This is a genomic window from Bacillus sp. NTK034, from assembly GCF_017303275.1.
Lineage (GTDB): Bacteria > Bacillota > Bacilli > Bacillales > Cytobacillaceae > Cytobacillus.
Genome location: NZ_JAFKOJ010000006.1, coordinates 294,888 through 311,396, shown reverse-complemented (window position 1 = coordinate 311,396; position 16,509 = coordinate 294,888). Strand labels below are relative to the sequence as shown.

Annotated in this window: 20 protein-coding genes; 7 read left to right on the top strand and 13 right to left on the bottom strand. The window is 41.8% G+C overall.

The window, feature by feature from the left end; translation table 11 throughout:
• Window positions 1-159 precede the first annotated feature (159 nt).
• A complete protein-coding gene (locus JI665_RS18450; protein WP_048010370.1) occupies window positions 160-537 on the top strand; it encodes a hypothetical protein in 378 nt (125 codons plus the stop codon).
• Window positions 534-1,037, top strand: a complete 504-nt coding sequence (locus JI665_RS18445) for a hypothetical protein (protein ID WP_206842483.1) — start codon at window positions 534-536, stop codon at window positions 1,035-1,037. The genes JI665_RS18450 and JI665_RS18445 overlap by 4 nt, the downstream gene beginning before the upstream one ends.
• Before the next feature lie 213 nt (window positions 1,038-1,250).
• Here the strand turns inward: JI665_RS18445 and JI665_RS18440 are convergent, their stop codons facing one another.
• From JI665_RS18440 to JI665_RS18430, 3 genes are all read right to left on the bottom strand, one after another.
• A complete protein-coding gene (locus JI665_RS18440; RefSeq protein WP_206842481.1) occupies window positions 1,251-2,033 on the bottom strand; it encodes an alpha/beta fold hydrolase in 783 nt (260 codons plus the stop codon).
• Between the two features lie 14 nt (window positions 2,034-2,047).
• Window positions 2,048-2,329, bottom strand: coding sequence for a GNAT family N-acetyltransferase (locus tag JI665_RS18435; RefSeq protein ID WP_206842479.1), 282 nt, complete (start codon window positions 2,327-2,329; stop codon window positions 2,048-2,050).
• Between the two features lie 67 nt (window positions 2,330-2,396).
• Entirely contained in the window at window positions 2,397-2,762 is a 366-nt protein-coding gene (locus tag JI665_RS18430) for a DUF488 domain-containing protein (RefSeq protein ID WP_206842478.1), read from the bottom strand.
• A gap of 96 nt (window positions 2,763-2,858) precedes the next feature.
• On the opposite strand from JI665_RS18430, the gene JI665_RS18425 reads away from it, so the two are divergent.
• A complete protein-coding gene (locus JI665_RS18425; protein WP_206842476.1) occupies window positions 2,859-3,083 on the top strand; it encodes a hypothetical protein in 225 nt (74 codons plus the stop codon).
• A gap of 39 nt (window positions 3,084-3,122) precedes the next feature.
• On the opposite strand, the gene hemG is transcribed toward JI665_RS18425, so the two are convergent.
• From hemG to JI665_RS18385, 8 genes are all read right to left on the bottom strand, one after another.
• Entirely contained in the window at window positions 3,123-4,508 is a 1,386-nt protein-coding gene (gene hemG / locus JI665_RS18420) for a protoporphyrinogen oxidase (RefSeq protein WP_206842473.1), read from the bottom strand.
• A 142-nt stretch (window positions 4,509-4,650) separates the two neighbouring features.
• Window positions 4,651-5,715 carry a C45 family autoproteolytic acyltransferase/hydolase gene (locus tag JI665_RS18415; protein WP_206842463.1) on the bottom strand — a complete coding sequence of 355 codons (1,065 nt, stop codon included), beginning with the start codon at window positions 5,713-5,715 and terminating at the stop codon, window positions 4,651-4,653.
• Between the two features lie 207 nt (window positions 5,716-5,922).
• Window positions 5,923-6,639, bottom strand: a complete 717-nt coding sequence (locus JI665_RS18410) for a LutC/YkgG family protein (protein WP_206842689.1) — start codon at window positions 6,637-6,639, stop codon at window positions 5,923-5,925.
• Window positions 6,639-8,066, bottom strand: coding sequence for a LutB/LldF family L-lactate oxidation iron-sulfur protein (locus JI665_RS18405; protein ID WP_206842461.1), 1,428 nt, complete (start codon window positions 8,064-8,066; stop codon window positions 6,639-6,641). Before JI665_RS18405 ends, JI665_RS18410 begins: the two co-directional genes overlap by 1 nt.
• An 18-nt stretch (window positions 8,067-8,084) precedes the next feature.
• On the bottom strand, window positions 8,085-8,801 hold the full coding sequence (locus JI665_RS18400) for a (Fe-S)-binding protein (protein WP_206842459.1): 717 nt from the start codon (window positions 8,799-8,801) through the stop codon (window positions 8,085-8,087).
• A 139-nt stretch (window positions 8,802-8,940) separates the two neighbouring features.
• Complete coding sequence (locus tag JI665_RS18395) at window positions 8,941-10,725, bottom strand: L-lactate permease (protein ID WP_206842458.1); 1,785 nt, start codon at window positions 10,723-10,725, stop codon at window positions 8,941-8,943.
• Between the two features lie 182 nt (window positions 10,726-10,907).
• Window positions 10,908-11,627 carry a FadR/GntR family transcriptional regulator gene (locus tag JI665_RS18390; protein ID WP_206842456.1) on the bottom strand — a complete coding sequence of 240 codons (720 nt, stop codon included), beginning with the start codon at window positions 11,625-11,627 and terminating at the stop codon, window positions 10,908-10,910.
• A gap of 165 nt (window positions 11,628-11,792) precedes the next feature.
• Window positions 11,793-12,842 (bottom strand): DUF1835 domain-containing protein, encoded by a 1,050-nt coding sequence (locus JI665_RS18385; protein ID WP_206842454.1) that lies wholly within the window; start codon window positions 12,840-12,842, stop codon window positions 11,793-11,795.
• A gap of 147 nt (window positions 12,843-12,989) precedes the next feature.
• Between JI665_RS18385 and JI665_RS18380 the strand changes: the two genes are divergently transcribed.
• The 4 genes from JI665_RS18380 to JI665_RS18365 all read left to right on the top strand — a co-directional run bounded on the left by JI665_RS18380 (window position 12,990) and on the right by JI665_RS18365 (window position 14,819).
• The gene (locus JI665_RS18380) at window positions 12,990-13,466 is read left to right on the top strand and encodes a glutathione peroxidase (RefSeq protein WP_009335774.1); all 477 of its coding nucleotides are present in this window, start codon (window positions 12,990-12,992) and stop codon (window positions 13,464-13,466) included.
• A 20-nt stretch (window positions 13,467-13,486) separates the two neighbouring features.
• Window positions 13,487-13,927: a MarR family winged helix-turn-helix transcriptional regulator gene (locus tag JI665_RS18375; protein ID WP_206842451.1), complete on the top strand. Its 441-nt coding sequence runs from the start codon at window positions 13,487-13,489 to the stop codon at window positions 13,925-13,927.
• Between the two features lie 87 nt (window positions 13,928-14,014).
• Window positions 14,015-14,317, top strand: coding sequence for a DUF5634 family protein (locus JI665_RS18370; protein ID WP_206842449.1), 303 nt, complete (start codon window positions 14,015-14,017; stop codon window positions 14,315-14,317).
• Between the two features lie 85 nt (window positions 14,318-14,402).
• Entirely contained in the window at window positions 14,403-14,819 is a 417-nt protein-coding gene (locus JI665_RS18365; RefSeq protein ID WP_206842447.1) for a VOC family protein, read from the top strand.
• A 38-nt stretch (window positions 14,820-14,857) separates the two neighbouring features.
• On the opposite strand, the gene JI665_RS18360 is transcribed toward JI665_RS18365, so the two are convergent.
• A complete protein-coding gene (locus tag JI665_RS18360; RefSeq protein ID WP_206842445.1) occupies window positions 14,858-15,610 on the bottom strand; it encodes an AAA family ATPase in 753 nt (250 codons plus the stop codon).
• A gap of 28 nt (window positions 15,611-15,638) precedes the next feature.
• On the bottom strand, window positions 15,639-16,481 hold the full coding sequence (locus tag JI665_RS18355) for an SPL family radical SAM protein (protein WP_206842688.1): 843 nt from the start codon (window positions 16,479-16,481) through the stop codon (window positions 15,639-15,641).
• Window positions 16,482-16,509: the final 28 nt, after the last annotated feature.

The following is a 16,509-nucleotide window of genomic DNA, read 5'->3' as shown; positions in this document are numbered from 1 at the left end:
TAAGATTTACCATCCGCACCTTTTTCTTACATAAATTCAGGACTATCGTGTTATTTTTGAGTTTATCATTCGAAATCCCCCGGCATTAAAGGTATAATTTATTTTGGTTAAAAAATAGATACATAGAAAAAATGTGTTTACATAAGGGAGGATTTTAGGATGGGATGGGTAATCGCCATATTATTTGGTTCAGCAGTCGTGCTGCTCATTTTATCGTTTTTAAAAACGGCGCAATCCAAATCAAATATTGAGCAGCAAATCGATCAGGTTACTTTTACATTAAAAAATGAAATTCATGAGCTGCAGCAGCAGATCAGAAATATTGAATTGGATGCTGAGATTACAGCAAAGCAATCAGGGGCAATGAGCGGGCCATCAGAAGAAAGACTATTGCTTCGCGAAGTATTGGATATGCATAAACGCGGATATTCTAATGAAAGCATTGCATTAAAGAAACAGCTTACACCGAACGAGGTCGACCTGATGCTCCTGCCTTATTCAGCGAACAAAGGTGAAAGGAGCATGGTTGCCCAATGACACCAAATACCTTGCGCAGTTTTGCAGCAGGCCTTTTAGCGGCGGCCATCTTAACAGGAAGTGTCTACCTTTTTGGACCCTCTGAAGCAAAGAGTACAGAAAAGCCTTCTAATAAAACTGAGAAAGCAGAAAAGCTGTCAGATAAAGAAATGATTGAACTGCTGGCATCTAAAGGATACGTCATCAACACTGAAGCTGAATGGAGCAAACAGCTCGCTGCCGCAGCAAAGTCCAGCGAGAAAAAAGATGAAAAGGCAGAAGAGAAAACTGAGGGCAAAACTGGCGAAAAAGTTGTTTACCGGACTATTTTAACCGTATCAATGGGAATGACCAGCATTGACGTTGGGAACGCACTTGAAAAAGCCCACATTATTGAAAGCGGAGTCCAATTCTATAAAGATGTAGAAAAACGCGGTCTTGAGAATGATTTGCGTCCCGGCACGTTTGAAATTGAAAGCGGTATGACGACGGATGAGATTATTTCAGTTATATTTAAGTAAGATAAAGCTCCTTTTCTGGTGAAAAGGAGCTTTTTTTCTATATTTCAATCGCAAAAATGATTAATTTGGCGGCAAAGGAACCTTTCTGTGCGCATAACGCCAATTTATGTGCGGATAAGATTTTTTATATGCGGATAACCCAAATTTATGTGCGGATAACCCAAATTTATGTGCGGATAAAAAAATTTATGTGCTCTCCAAAACAGAGACTGCTTACTCTTTCAAAAACCCGAGGATAACCTCTGCCAGTTCATCCGGTGCTTCGTACATGCTCATGTGCCCCGCACCATTAATGGTCACCGGCTTGATGTTAGATCCTTTAACTGTAAATGATTTTTCTGGAGGGACAATCTGGTCTTGTTCTCCAGCCACAATTAAAACTGGGAACTTTGTACTTTTCAAGACATGACTGCGGTCCTCACGCTGTTTCATCGCTTTCAGTGCAGCCTTTGCACCTTCAGCTCTTGTACGATAGCCAATTTCTTTTGCCATTTGAATTTCGTCCGGGTGTTTCTCCCCAGGTGCAAAAAGCTTCGGCACCAGCCCATCTATAAAGGACTCCATTCCTTCCTTATCAATTTTACCGGCAGCGACATCCCTTCCCTTTTTCCCTTCTTCAGAATCCGGGCTGGCTGTTGAATGGATAAGTGAAAAGGATTTCAGCTTCTCCCCATACGCTTCAGCAAATGCAAGGCTTACATAACCGCCCAATGAGTGGCCAAAAAGAGATACTTTATCAAGTCCGAGCTCATCTATAGCCCCTTTGATTGCTTCAGCCATCTTTTCAATAGAGGGTTCACCCTCTGGCAGCCCTGAACTCCCATGCCCCGGAAGATCCACCGCAATGACGCGAAAGTCCTCTGCCAATAATGGAATGACCCTTGCCCAGTAATCTTTGCTGCCGCAAAATCCATGCAGTAATACAAGCGGATCCCCTGTGCCTTCATCATAGTATGAAATGGCTGTTCCATTTACATCTATTATTTTTGCGTCCATTCAGAAAACCTCCTTTAGTTTGCAAGCAAATCCTGATATCCGCTCTTTCGGTCAAAAACAGCTTTTGCATATGAGCAGGCAGGCACAATCTTATATCCCTTGCTGCGTGCCTCCTGAACAACGCTTTCCAAAAGCTTTCCTGCAACTCCCTGACCGCGGAGGGACTCACTTACATATGTATGGTCTATGGTTATGACAGAATCACCGCTTGGAATATAGGTAATTTCAGCAATCATATTCCCTTCATCATCATTCATAAAAAACCGGTTTTCTTCTTTTTGTATATTTGCATTCATATCATTTCCTCCTGTATTTAAAATTAACTTAATCTTTCTATCTTGCTTTCCCTCCTTATTAGAAAGACTAAACATACCTTTTCATGATTTCCTCACACAGAACTCTCGCATGGTTATGAATGGGATCTTTGGCAGCATATAATAAAGTAACCTTCTGCTCTTTTGACATTCTCGCCAGCTCATCTAATTTGCGGATTTTATCGTCCTGTGTTCGCAGCTCTGCAAGATATTTTTTCCGAAATTCTTCAAAAAGCTCAGGCTTATGGTTAAACGCCTTTCTAATCTCATTGCTTGGCGCAGCCTCTTTTTCCCATGCTGATAAACGGGCATCTTCTTTTTTAATTCCGCGGGGCCACAGCCGGTCAATAAGCACCCGATAGCCGTCTGCTTCGTTGTATGGGTCATAAATTCTTTTTATAAAAATTCCAGTCAATTTAAGACACCCCTTGTATATCCCTTGTGATTTGCTATTATTATAAACATAATATACAATTTTTTCTAATTCAATCAAATGTGAGGTGCAGGAAATTTGACAGGTATTATTGCTGTGGTTATGACTTTCTCTATTCCCATCATTGCCATCATGACTGTTCATACTCAAAAACTCGCAAAGATCAAACATAATATGATAAAAGATGAAATCACCTTGGAAAAGCTGAAGCAGGAAAACTTTTTGCTTGAAACAGAAAAAATGAAGCTCGAACTGGAGCAAATGAGAATTGAAAGTCCTAAGGATCTTTCCAAAAGCATATAAGCTAAAAATCCCCAGCTTACACAGAAGGGGATTTTTGTTTTACATATTCTCAATAATTTTTCCGGCAGTTTCTGCCCCATTTTCGATGCAGTCAGGAATGCCAACACCATAATACGAGCAGCCGGCAAGCCATATTCCAGGGTATTCCTGAGCCAATCTGTTTTCAATTGCCTCTACTGTCTGAGGATGGGATATCAGATAGTTTGGCATTTTTTCAGTCCACTTCGTCACTTCACTTGCAGCGGGAACAGATGTAATGCCAAGGCTTTTTTCAATATCGGCCACAGCCGTCTGCAGCAAATCGTCTTCGTTCATTTCCTTTAGAGTTGCAAAGGCCGGATGGCTGCTTTTATAAAATAATCTTACAAGTAAATTACCGCTTTCAGAAGTATGCTTCCATTTGCGGCTTGTCCATGTACAGGCATTGCAGGTCAATTCTTCCATATTTGCAGTGATGAAGCCTGTCCCGTCTTCAGGCAGCTCGCTGTCTGGAATATCATAAGCAAGATAAATAGAGATTAAGGAACTGTTCTTCAAAAGTCCGAATTCCGCTTTCAGCTCCTCATGATCGAACAGCGCTGCAGCGGCATTATGCGGAATGCTTAGAACCACATGATCGGCCTCCAGGCTTTCCCCATTCGAGAAATCGACTATATATCTGCGATCACTTTTCTTTATTTTAACTGCCTTCGTGTTTTTAAATATTTCTGTTTCATCCAATTTTTCCTCATAAGCATCTATCATCGCATCAAGACCTTTTTTAAAGGAAAGAAACTTCTTGCCCCCTCCAATCTGGAACACCTTTTTATTTTCTTCAAAACCTTTAATGATGCTGCCGTATTTTTCTTTATAATCAAACACCTGCGGAAGTGTCGAAGCAATAGTTAAGTCACTGAGATTCCCGGAATATACTCCAGAAAGAACAGGCGCAATTTGTTTTTCCACCAGCTCTTTTCCGAAGAAATGCTCCAGGAAATCACCGATGGAATCGTTCTTTGTAAAGCCATCATTTTTCGTATAAAAATCTTTTAGGGCTTCAACTTTTCCTTCTGCTGAAACAAGAGCAGATTTGGCAAGAGATTCAACACTGGCCGGTATCCCAAACACAGAATCTGCAGGGATCAGCTTCAGCTCTCCATCACTGTATATATAAGACCGCCCCGCAGCATTGTAGACAACAGCTTCTTCCAGCCCCAGCTCCTGGATAAAATTCATCGCATTTGCTTTGCGGGCAACAATCGAATCAGCTCCCGCCTCGATTACAAATCCGCCTTCCCTGACTGTGCGGATTTTTCCGCCGAGCTGTTCTGCTGATTCTGCCAGCACAAGCCTAATATCCTGATCCTTTTCTTTTTTCCACTTATTCAGTTCATACATAGCGGACAATCCTGTTACACCGCCGCCTATGACCAATACTGTTTTCACGTGTATGCACCTCAGTTTACATCCAATTCATATATAAAGTGTACCACAACATAAAGATAAGAAAGAATGTGAGGGTTTGTCCAAATGATGAATATATTCTTTCAAAATAGGAAAAAAACGGAGAAAGTAACTCTCCGTTTCATCATTTCCTAAACCAATTCGCCTGTTCATCCATATGCAAAAAGGGAATGTCCGTATCAACTTCACCAGTGATTCTATTCATTTTAATATCCTGGCCATCGAGCCAGTCCCTGAAATCAAAAATTACTGGCTCTCTGTCACCGCCGAGCGCAAACCAGGCTTTCATCTCTCCCGGCAAATAGGCTGATGTATGAATTGTCCCGGCCCAGCTCCCATAAAGATCCGAGAAAACGCCTTTATCGTTATCATTCAAGAGGCGGAAAGCATCATGTACATCTAAACGCTCACCCTGATGGCTTTTCATGACATCCAGCCTGCGCAGGCTGTCAGCTAGATGATTGCGATTTTCATCCTTCATGATTTCAAAATGGTTAGTACAGGCAGTTGTCTGACGGACCTGTACACCTCTTGGAGATGTTTCCACTGCATAAGCCTCTCCGCTTGTGTCATACACCACATATGTAAAGGAATGGCGGTGCGGTATTTCCTTCAGCATCTCAACCGCTTCTTCCACATTTGCACATGATTCCAAAATCAGGCGGCCGATCATGCAGCAGATAAAGCCATCAGCAGGCTTTTTCCGGTTCATAAAATTATAGCCGATTACAAGTCCTTTTTCGTTCATGCCATCCATCCGTCCGGTCATCCTCTGGCTTGGACCAATCATCGCATATCCCTGATCTGTTGGCTGATAAAAAGTATAGCGCCCCTCATAGGTTTTCGGATGGTAATCATAATTGCGGATCAGGTAATCAGCCCCTGTAAGGATGGAACATCCCGAGCGGACATAATCGAGGCGATAGCCGCCAAACTCCTTCAAAACCCGCTCCATCGGCCAGTGCAATGCTTCCCGTATCCCAAGCAGTTCATCCCAAATACCAGGGGCAAACCTCGTAATCGCTTTTTTCACTTCGGCTTCATTTATTGAAAATCGCGGCTTTCTTACCTTCCATTGATCCTCCCGATTTTTCACAGAAAGAGAATCCTTTATAAGTTCTCCCTGCATGAAGCCAAAATCAAAGTGGGTTCCGCGGAATTGAATAATATCACTGTAAATCTTTTTCAAGATGAATCCCTCTTCTATTCTTTTCTTTTATTAAGAATAAATGAAGCCTGCATGAAATTCCAGCAGATGGCTTATCAGAAAAGCGGAAGCGCCTTGCCCACCTCCGACACCTCGAGGGGTAGCACTGGAGATAGACAGTTATCGAAGTTCAAAAATTTTACTACCTTATAAAAGACTGAGCTGCATTTTTCTGCAGATCAGCCTCCTTTATTTATCGTTAACAATGATATATACAGCCTGCACAGGACCATGTACACCTACAATTAAATTCATTTCAATATCGGCACTGTTGCTTGGGCCTGAAATGAAATTTACACAGGATGGGACAGGTTCGCCATTCTCCACAATTGTGTGGATATGCTTTGCAACCTGGGTCATTCTTGGAACAATTGTGCTTTTTGGGATAATGGCAAAGTAAATCACTGGAAGAAGGCTTACTGCTCGCCCCTTCCCTTTATCACTGAACAAAACAACAGTTCCTGACTCTGCAAGCGCAGCATCACTAAAGGTAATTCCGATGTCTGCATGTGCGGAGAAAGCAAGATTCTCTTCTCCTCCTTCTTGATCCCAGACATGGACTGCTATTCCATTGCCATTCAAATCAATAGGGAGGGAAGATAATCCAAATTCTTCAAAGCGCGGATCATCCCATGTAACGACCGATTTGCCTCCGTATTCTTTAATCAAGCGGCCGATTTGCTCAGGTAGCTCTGCAGAAGGTGTTTCATATACATCCGTATGAATTAACAAACATTGCTTCTTCAGGACCTCTACAAGCTCGTCCTGTGAGGCGCCCTTTAAAACGTCCCACTGAGGATTATGATCCCATGCAGGTTTTTCTACCTCAGAAAGACGTTTTCTCCCCAGATTTTTTGCCAGATTGTCAAGGAAAGAAGTGCGATTATACACTTGTCCAGCTGCCATCATTCTCCCCTCTCTTTCTTTCTCTTTTTATATAAATCTCTGAATCTGTCTTTCTTTGGTGCGGGGAAATCCCGAATTTCCGTCCAATTTTTTAAAGGGCCGGGACCAGCTGAAATTTTATCATCCTTTGTGAATGCTCCCAATGCCTTGGGTGCCAGCTTTGAGCCGATATTGTACATGGATGGTGAAGCTGTGCCGAGACTGAAGGCTTTCATGGATAAGTTTTCAAACACCGGTGCTCTGCCTTCTTTTTCAACAATCTCCTGGCGGTGGCGGAGCAAATGCTCGTGTAATGGAATTTTTACCGGACAAGCTTCCGTACATGCTGCACACAGCGTTGAAGCATATGGCAGTTCTTTATATTCATCATAGCCGCCAAGAAGAGGAGTCAATACCGCTCCTACTGGCCCCGGATAGATAGATCCATAGGAGTGACCGCCGACATGGCGATAGACTGGACAGACATTAATGCAGGCTGCACAGCGGATGCAGTGAAGGATGGACTGGAATGCTGTTCCTAAAATTTTTGAACGGCCATTATCCACAATAACAAGATGGAATTCTTCTGGACCATCTATTTCTCCCTCTTGCTTTGGACCAGTTAATGCAGTTATATAACTCGTTAATTTCTGCCCGACTGCTGCGCGGGTCAGCAGGCTTACCAGAACTTCCATCTCTTCCCAGGTAGGCACAATCCGCTCCATTCCCATTACAGTAATTTGCGTTTTTGGAATGGTTGTCACCATCCGCGCATTTCCTTCATTTGTCACCAGGGAAATCGTTCCGGATTCGGCAATGGCAAAATTGCATCCCGTAATGCCAATATCCGCCTGAAGAAACTCTTCCCGCAGTTTTTCTCTTGCAAAAAATGCAAGCTCTTCAGGCTTCTCGGTTTTGTCATAGCCTAATTTATCCCTAAAAACATCGCGAATCTGTTCTTTATTTTTATGAAGGGCAGGTGTAACGATATGGGACGGTGGATCATGATCGTCCACTTGCAGAATCCACTCGCCAAGGTCGCTTTCAATGACTTCACAGCCAGCATTTTCAAGCGCTTCGTTCATATTAATTTCTTCTGTCACCATCGACTTGGATTTGACAACCTTTTTACCATTTTTCTTTTTAACTACATTGGTAATATACTCATTTGCCTCTTCAGCTGTTTCAGCGAAAAAAACATATCCCCCTCGCTTAGAGACATTTTCGCTCATGAGTTCCAGATAATAATCCAGATTCTCAATGGTATGGGTCCGAATCTCTTCACCCAGCTTGCGCCATTCCTCCCAATTTCCTAATTCTTCAGCTGCGTTCAGCCTTCCGCTGCGAAAACGCCCCTGTGCAGAGGAAACAGCACCGCGCATAAAAACATCGCCTATCCCGTCTTTGACACGCTCTTTAAAAGGTTTTTCCCCTATTTTCATAGCCATATGTGTTTCCCTCTTTTCCTATCTGCTATTTAATACAGAAGCAATATGCATCACCTTAATCGGCTTCCCTTTTCTGTCTATCCGTCCTCCAATATTCATCAGGCATCCGCAGTCGGCTCCTATTAGAATTTCAGCTCCGCAATCTTCAACACTCTGAACCTTTTCATCTACCATCTGCTCTGAGATTTCCCCCATCTTTACCGAGAAAGTGCCGCCAAAGCCACAGCAATTATAGTTGTGTGCGAGCGGCTTCATCTCAAGACCTTCTACATTGCTTAACAGCTTCATTGGGGCTTCCTTTACTCCTAATAATCTCGTCATATGACAAGAAGTGTGGTAGGTCGCTATTCCATTCAGCTTTGCCCCTACGTCCTCCACTCCTAAAACAGCCACGATAAACTGTGTCAGTTCATACGTTTTTTCAGCTAATTTTTTGGCGCGCGGCTCCCACACTGGGTCTCCTTTAAAAACGTGCGGATACTCTCTGAACATAGTTCCACATGATCCCGAAGGAGTTACAACATAATCTGAATGTTCGAAAACAGAAATCATATGCTTCATGGATTCTTTCGCCTTATCCACATATCCGCTATTATAGGCAGGCTGCCCGCAGCATGTCTGCTTTTCTGGAAAATCTACTTCGCAGCCCAGCTTTTCCAGTAGTTCTAAAGTATCCATTCCTACATCCGTCTGAAAAATATCTATTAAACAGGTTACAAATAATGATACTTTCATAGATCTCACCTTTACTTTCTTCAAGTAAATATATTCATTCTGGGTCTTAACTAAGTTTAAGCCCAGATACCCGCACAGTCAACAGGTCATCAGATGACTTTAGTGTAATATAGCAAGCCCCTCAATGGAGCTTGCACCATTATGCTGACTTTTTCAGCCTTTTATCTTCCATTCTGTTCTGTTCCTGGCCTTTAGCAATAAAAACTGCAATGAATACTGCCACTGCGGCCAGGATAAGCGTTCCAATATTCATGCCAATTCCATTGATGGCCACATACCCGATTCCGCCTGCAAAAATAACATAGAAAGTCATTGGGATAAGCGTTTTTCGTATTAAGCTTCCTTCCCTTCCTATTAAACCGGCAGAAGATGAAGCAGCAACAACATTATGGACACAAATCATGTTACCTGCTGCTCCGCCGACAGCCTGCAAGGCAACAATGGTGGCGGGAGAAGCAAGGATATTATCAGCTACTCCGAATTGAAACAAAGAGAACATCATGTTGCTTACTGTATTGCTTCCTGCAGCAAATGCTCCAATCGCACCGATTGTTGGCGCCGCAAGTGGCCAATAGCTCCCAAATATATTGGAAATCCCCTCTGCCAATGCCAGTGGCATGCTAGTAAAATCGGCTGCATTGATTCCTGAGTTGATAAATACCTGGACCATTGGGACCGCAAATACCAGAGCAGCCATTGCACTGACAATCGTTTTAAAAGAGTCTTTTACTGCCTGTCCGTAATCTCTCACATTCATTTTAAAAATAAAGATTGAAAGCAAGGATACTACAATAAAAATGACACCAGGAAGATTTAGCGGCTTGGATTCAATTGTTATAGCCGTCCCGAAAACGCTCTCAAATTTCAGGACAAAGGCTTGAAGCCAGGCCGAGAAAGGCAAGTATTGCACACGTGTTAAAACTAATAGAACAGCCACCAGCAGGTATGGCAGCCAGGCAGCCAGAAATGATACTTGTTTCTTTGGTTTGTCTGCCGCGTCCACATCAAGGGAGCCCGTCCATGAAGGATTCCAATGGCTTTTTTCTTCGAAGTCCCATGCTTTTACAGGGGTAAATAATCCTTTTTTAGCGGCTGGCACCACAATCGCCAGGCCGATTAAACCGCCAATCAAAGATGGAAATTCAGGACCCAGTAAATTGGCAACTAAAGCATATGGGACTGTAAATGCCAAACCTGCAAAAACGGCAAACTTCCATATGGCCAGCCCTTCTGCAATTGATTTATTTTTTCCGAAGAAGTAAGTCAGCATTGTTACCATAAATAATGGAATAAATATGCCGATGACACCATGAATCAGGGCAACCTGTCCTCCGATTGCATTTATGTAGGCATCAAATGTCGTGCCTTGCTCTGCAATATAGCTTTGAACAAGAGGCGAATCCTTCAACCCTGAATGGACCCCGATTAATATCGGTGTTCCTACAGCCCCATAGGAAACGGGTGTGGATTGCAGAATAAGCGCGACCATAACTGCACCCATTGCTGGAAAGCCAATCGCAACTAAAAGAGGACCAACTATAGTGGCTGGAGCCCCCCAGCCAGCTGCCCCTTCCAGGAAAGATCCGAATAGCCAGCAAACGATAATTGTTTGGACACGGCGGTCAGGGGAGATGCTCATAAAGCCTTTACGAATGGTAAAAATAGCACCACTTACTTTCAGTGTGTTCAGCAGCAGGATGGCACCAAATACAATCACTCCCACTTCAAGCGCCGTGACAATCCCTTTCGCACTTGCTGCAGCTATTTGGTTTCCCGGAACTTTCCATATGAACATAGCCATAAGGATGGTCAGAATCAGAGAAACCGGCATAGCCCTCTTAGCTGGCCAGCGTAAAATAACCAAAAATAGAAAGACAGAAACAATAGGCAATGTAGCAATTAAAGCTAATAAACCAATACTCAAATTTCTCTTCCCCTTTCATGATGAAGGAATACTTCCTGGATGGAATTAATCCTATTAACAGGTCATCTGATGACTTTAGTATATTAAACAGTATAAATAAAACGCTTTCATATCTCAATAGAATTTTTCGAAAAATTTGCAGAATTAAACCCAATCGTAGGAATTACGATTGGGTAGTCCTATTACATTTCAATTTCCTGAAAGTATTCCATTAATACATCTTCCACACTTTGAAGATGCTGAAGCAATAGTTTTTGTGCTCTTGCACCATCCCTTTGTTCAATTGCCTCATAAATGCTGGCATGCTCAAGGGTCAGCCGGCCAAGTGTAGATTTTTCCGAATAAAGCCATAGCCTGCGGGTTTCACGCATAGTTGTGAACATCATTTCTGAAACATTGTTCATGAGGCTGATCAGCAAATCATTTTGGGATGCTCTTGCGATGGCCATATGAAAACGAAAGTCAGCTTCTTCTCCTAATTCTTCATCATTAGCATTTTTCATTTTCTCCAGTGCTTCTTTAATTTCAGAAAGTTGCTCTGCCGTCCGTCTTGACGCTGCGGCTTCAACAGCTCCTACTTCAAGAATCCTGCGAACTTCAAGCAAATTCTTCACATCGTCCTTTTTCATTAAGACGGCAATTTGCACTGGCAGCTTAAGCATATTTGAATTGAATTCACGGACATAGGTACCTTCCCCCTGATGCATTTCAACCAGGCCCATAGCCCGCAGTGCACTCAGTGCCTCCCGAACCGCCGAACGCCCAACCTGAAAATTCTCAGCCAGCTGCTGAACAGAATCGAGCTTATCACCCGGCTTCAGATCACCAGCTTTTATCATATCCATAATGGCTTCAGCCACTTCTTCATATATTTTGCGTGGTTTAATACGTTTATAATTCAATCATGTTCACCCCATTATGTATCTAACTATGATTTTATAGTAATATGTGCGGTGAGACAAACGCTAATTTGTAAGCGGTTAATCCATATAACAAGGAAAATGCTATTTTTTCTGGTCCTTCCTGCAAACATTAGGTTTCAGCTAAATCATATACCACAGTTTCTGCTAATCAACTGATGACGGACGGTCTCCGCATTTAGCTTTTAGTTCTTTTAGCTTAATGCTATAAAACCTCATACTTTTCGGAATTCCTTTTATGGCAAATATTCCGTTATAAATTAAGGATCTTACTCTATACTCGGCAAAGCCATCACCAATTGGCTCATCCAGATGCCCTATCACTTCCCCAATTAATCTGGCTGATTTTATAAAACCTTTATTGCTTTTATGGAGCTTTTTGGCTGATTCGATGATATTTTCATCAAAATAACTCTCTCGTACACTATGTATTTCATTATCTTTCCATATGCGCAATAATTCCTTTGTTTTGGAGAGGGACTGCCAATCAGATACAAACCTATTTCTTTCTTCTGCAGATAAAGGGCTTCCCATTTTTTTTTCTAATATGATCTTCAGTTTTTCTGGAGCTGCTTCACCTGAGTGCCTTAAAATGTATTGTTTCTTTTTCGCAGGAAAAAGCTCCTTATATGACCGAGCAGTATTAATAACATGCACAATATTTTCTTTGTTTCTTAATAAGTGAAGGAAATACCGCAAACCGGTTTGTTCATCTGCATTGTCAGCTGTCCAGATCACGATCGGTTTTCCCGCTGGAATTTCATCGATCTCCTCAAGTGCTTTGGCTATTTTTCTTTCATATTCCTTTTCCAGATAATCTTCATGCATATTAATATGATCCATCAGCCATTCTAATCGCTTTTTTCTCCCCTCCTCTTCATGCAGCCTCCAGAGAGGTCCATTGCTAAAGAAGTCAGGAAAACCAATGACCTTATTTTCTTTATTAAGCCCAACCTTTAAAGCGCCTGCCGGTGATTCTCCGCACACAATGTGGTATGTTTCATATTCCCGTTCCAATTTCCTCTCTTGGGAATAAAAGATTATCTTTTTTTGGATATTATTGAGCAGTTCAATGATATCTTCCTGGGAATCAACGCTGTTTTTCAATAAGTGGACCCGAAGTAATATGTGGAATAAATAGCTCTTCGCTCCCCTCTCAGGGAGTTTCTCAATCGCTTCCCGCAGTTCGTCCAACATCCTGATCACCCTTTGTAAATGAATTAGAAATCTATCTTTCTACGAATGAACTTTAATGGTAGTTTCATAAAAAGCTGATTTGTTTGCAAAAAGACTTTAGATCGCTTAAGATTAAATCGCACACGATTTAAAATAGGAGGGATTCTTATGACAACAGTTTATGATTTTGAAGTCAAAAAAACGAATGGTGAATTGAAATCTCTGAAAGAATATGAAGGAAAGCCTCTAATTATTGTAAACACAGCCAGCAAATGCGGGTTAACGCCACAATTCAAAGGACTTCAGGAGCTTTATGAAAAGTATAAAGACAGCGGCGTTGAAATTCTTGGGTTTCCTTGTGATCAGTTCAATAACCAGGAATTCGATAATATTGAGGAAACAACTGAGTTCTGCCAGCTTAATTATGGTGTGTCTTTCCCGATTTTCGCAAAAATTGATGTAAATGGTGACAATACTGACCCATTATTTGCTTACCTAAAAGAACAGAAAAAGGGAATTCTGTCTAAAAACATTAAGTGGAACTTTACTAAATTCCTCGTGGACCGCAATGGCCAGGTTGTAGAACGGTATGCACCTACAACTGAACCAGGAAAAATCGAGGATGATTTGACGAAGTTATTGTAATTCTGGAATCAGGTGATGATGTGAAAGATTTTTATACACTGGATAAACAGCTGTGTTTTGCTGTTTATGAAACAGCAGGCGAATTTACAAAACTGTATACAAGTGCCCTTCAGCCATTTGGCTTAACCTATCCGCAGTATCTGGTTCTTCTGGCACTTTGGGAAAAGGATGGACTGACAGCAAAGGAGCTTGGAGAAAGACTAAATCTTGGCACGGGGACACTCACCCCTATGATTTCCAGAATGATTTCTAATGGATGGCTTCGAAAAGAGCGTTCCAAAGCTGATGAACGCAAGGTGTATATCTTCCTTGAGGAAAAAGCACGCAAGGAAAAAGAGGTTATCACGCAGAAAGCCGGAGAGGCTATTCAGGCTTGCAGCATTGAGCGGGAAGAATATGAAGAACTTATGGAGCTTCTCGGAAAACTTAGATTTAAGTTAAGGAGCAGAGTACTTCGCTGATGCGGAGTACTCTTTTCACAGTTCAATGTTTAATCCCTCCAAAAAAAGCCATATTAAGGGATAGATAATCGGAAGGGAGCAAGCATAATGGAGTTTTTACCAAGAGAGCAAATTATCAGTGCATTGCAGGAGCCATTTCAGTCATATTTAGACAAATATGAAATCGATGATATTGGTATTTTCGAGGAAGAAGGCCAGGATCATAATTACTATATAGGATACACGGTGAAAAAGGCAGGGAAAACTTATCACGTACATAGTCCATTCATTAAAGATGGTAATGGAGGATTAACTCCTGCAGAAAATGAGTGGACAATTGAATCGGATGAACCTGATAGCATTGACCGAAGAGGCTTCAGTAATATAGAACAAGCACTTCAAGAATTATAAAGATGTTCTGATTTTGACTTTTGAACTATATTAATTTTAGAATATTTTGTCTATAATGGAATTGTATTAGGAAGGAGTGAAAGGAATGGCTGTTAATGCCTATCTTAATTTTGAAGGAAATACTCGTGAAGCAATTGAATTTTATGTAAAGGCTTTTGAACTGGAAATGCCTGAGATTTCAACTTTTGGTGAATCACCGCAACATCCTGAATATCCTCTTCCAGAGGAAGCAAAGAATTTGGTCATGCATTCAAGCCTTAACATTTGCGGCAGTAATGTAATGTTTTCAGATACTTTTCCAGGTATGCCATTTACAGTAGGAAATAACATTAATCTCGCAGTTGTCATTAATGACCTGGATGACCTGAGAAAGTATTTTAACAATCTGCAGGAGGGTGGCAAAGTAACCATGGAGCTGCAGGAAACATTCTGGAGCAAGAGCTTCGGCCAGTTAACCGATAAATTCGGTATAAACTGGATGTTCAGCCACGAAAGTGAATAAGATACATAGACAAAATGGAGGCATTCGGCCTCCATTTTTTATTCATCCAGCAAATGGTGAAGCATTCTTTTCTTATCATCAAAGAATTGTTTCATGATGCGGTAATGATTCGTTTCCTCCAGCTTCTTTTCTGAAATGCCTTCCTCGCTGAATTCATATATTACTGCGTCCGGATAGGCCATAATGATCGGAGAATGTGTGGCTATAATAAATTGTGAGTGTTCCCTGACTAAATCATGAATTCTTGTCAGCATGGACATTTGCCGCAAAGGAGAGAGTGCTGCCTCCGGCTCGTCAAGGATGTAGATTCCATTGCCGCGAAACCGGTGAAGAAATGTGGAGAAAAACGCTTCTCCATGAGATTGCTCATGTAAAGAACGGCCTCCAAAGGAGTCGATTACTTTTGGTGCGCTGCCTCCCCTGTCCATTTCCTCAATATTGGAAGCGACATTATAGAAACTCTCCGCCCTTAGGAAAAAGCCATCAGACGGTCTATCTATGCCTTTTATCACCTTGAGATAATCTCCCAGCACAGAATGCGAATCGAAGGTTGAAAAATTAAAATTGAAAGATCCCCCTTCAGCATTAAATCCTAAAGCTACCGCTACGGCCTCCATCAGTGTCGACTTTCCCATTCCATTCTCGCCGATCAGAAAGGTTACTTTCGGGTGGAAAGGCATCTCATCCATGGTTTTCAAGCTGGGAAGGCTGAAGGGATACTGATTGAAGGATGGAATATCTTCTCTTTTAAGCCTAATGCCTCTTACGTACTGTGAACTTAATAGATCCATAATAATACCTCATATATCCTTTAGTCAGCTATTTGCCATCAGGGCTGAACCCCGTCTTGGATACACCTAATTGAATGGGTGCACCTTGAAATTCCTGCTCCAGCATTTTAAGAACCACTTTATATGCAGACGGATTATACCATTTCTCCAAACCAAGCTCATCAAAAATCTTGCGGATTCCCAGTCTTTCGGTCCTTCTTCCTCCGCTTCCATCCCCCATCCAAAAATCGTCAATCGTCACACGGTTTGCAATAGATTTAAGTTTTGCAGGAAATTCCCTCGAGCATGGAAGTAACGGGGCCAGTGTTGCCTGAGTTATAATTCCTGCATCTTTTATGTCTTTTAGTGCAGCCATTCTTGCCGGGATGGGAGGTGCCGCTGGTGCAAATGCTTTTCTGACTTCTTCTTTGTCTGTCTCGATTGTCATAGAAATTCTGATTCTTTCTCTGAATTGCTGGAATAAATCGATATCCCTCTTTACCAATGGCGAACGGGTTTGTACATGTAAAAAGTCAGGCTGATTTTCAAGCATAACTTCCAATAAACTTCTGGTCAGTTTTGAGGTATATTCAATCGGCTGGTAAGGATCAGTGGAAGAGGACATAAATAAAGCAACTTTTCCGCTTTTTTTAGCTTTAGCCAATTCTTTCTCCAAAAGCTCGGCCGCATTTGATTTTATATCAATCCACGCACCCCATTCCTCTTCACGGAAAATGGAAACAGGGAGCTCCCTTACGTAGCAATATTTACAGCCAAAAGCACAGCCCGCATAGGGGTTCAATGAATGAGTAAAGTTGTCTATTGCACCTTTGGCAGGTGTTAAGATACTTTTTGATATGATTTCTTTAATTTGTATGTTCAAGTTAACCACCAAACAGAATGTATGTTCTGTCTTAAAA

What these genes read in the sequence shown, in the direction of transcription:
- JI665_RS18410 (WP_206842689.1), bottom strand. Translation starts at nt 6,639, where the DNA reads ATGGCAGCTGGACAAGTGTATAATCGCACTTCTTTCCTTGACAATCTG.
- JI665_RS18440 (WP_206842481.1), bottom strand. Translation starts at nt 2,033, where the DNA reads ATGGACGCAAAAATAATAGATGTAAATGGAACAGCCATTTCATACTAT.
- JI665_RS18450 (WP_048010370.1), top strand. Translation starts at nt 160, where the DNA reads ATGGGATGGGTAATCGCCATATTATTTGGTTCAGCAGTCGTGCTGCTC.
- JI665_RS18365 (WP_206842447.1), top strand. Translation starts at nt 14,403, where the DNA reads ATGGCTGTTAATGCCTATCTTAATTTTGAAGGAAATACTCGTGAAGCA.
- JI665_RS18435 (WP_206842479.1), bottom strand. Translation starts at nt 2,329, where the DNA reads ATGAATGCAAATATACAAAAAGAAGAAAACCGGTTTTTTATGAATGAT.
- JI665_RS18370 (WP_206842449.1), top strand. Translation starts at nt 14,015, where the DNA reads ATGGAGTTTTTACCAAGAGAGCAAATTATCAGTGCATTGCAGGAGCCA.
- JI665_RS18445 (WP_206842483.1), top strand. Translation starts at nt 534, where the DNA reads ATGACACCAAATACCTTGCGCAGTTTTGCAGCAGGCCTTTTAGCGGCG.
- JI665_RS18380 (WP_009335774.1), top strand. Translation starts at nt 12,990, where the DNA reads ATGACAACAGTTTATGATTTTGAAGTCAAAAAAACGAATGGTGAATTG.
- JI665_RS18400 (WP_206842459.1), bottom strand. Translation starts at nt 8,801, where the DNA reads ATGAAAGTATCATTATTTGTAACCTGTTTAATAGATATTTTTCAGACG.
- JI665_RS18360 (WP_206842445.1), bottom strand. Translation starts at nt 15,610, where the DNA reads ATGGATCTATTAAGTTCACAGTACGTAAGAGGCATTAGGCTTAAAAGA.
- JI665_RS18405 (WP_206842461.1), bottom strand. Translation starts at nt 8,066, where the DNA reads ATGGCTATGAAAATAGGGGAAAAACCTTTTAAAGAGCGTGTCAAAGAC.
- JI665_RS18385 (WP_206842454.1), bottom strand. Translation starts at nt 12,842, where the DNA reads ATGTTGGACGAACTGCGGGAAGCGATTGAGAAACTCCCTGAGAGGGGA.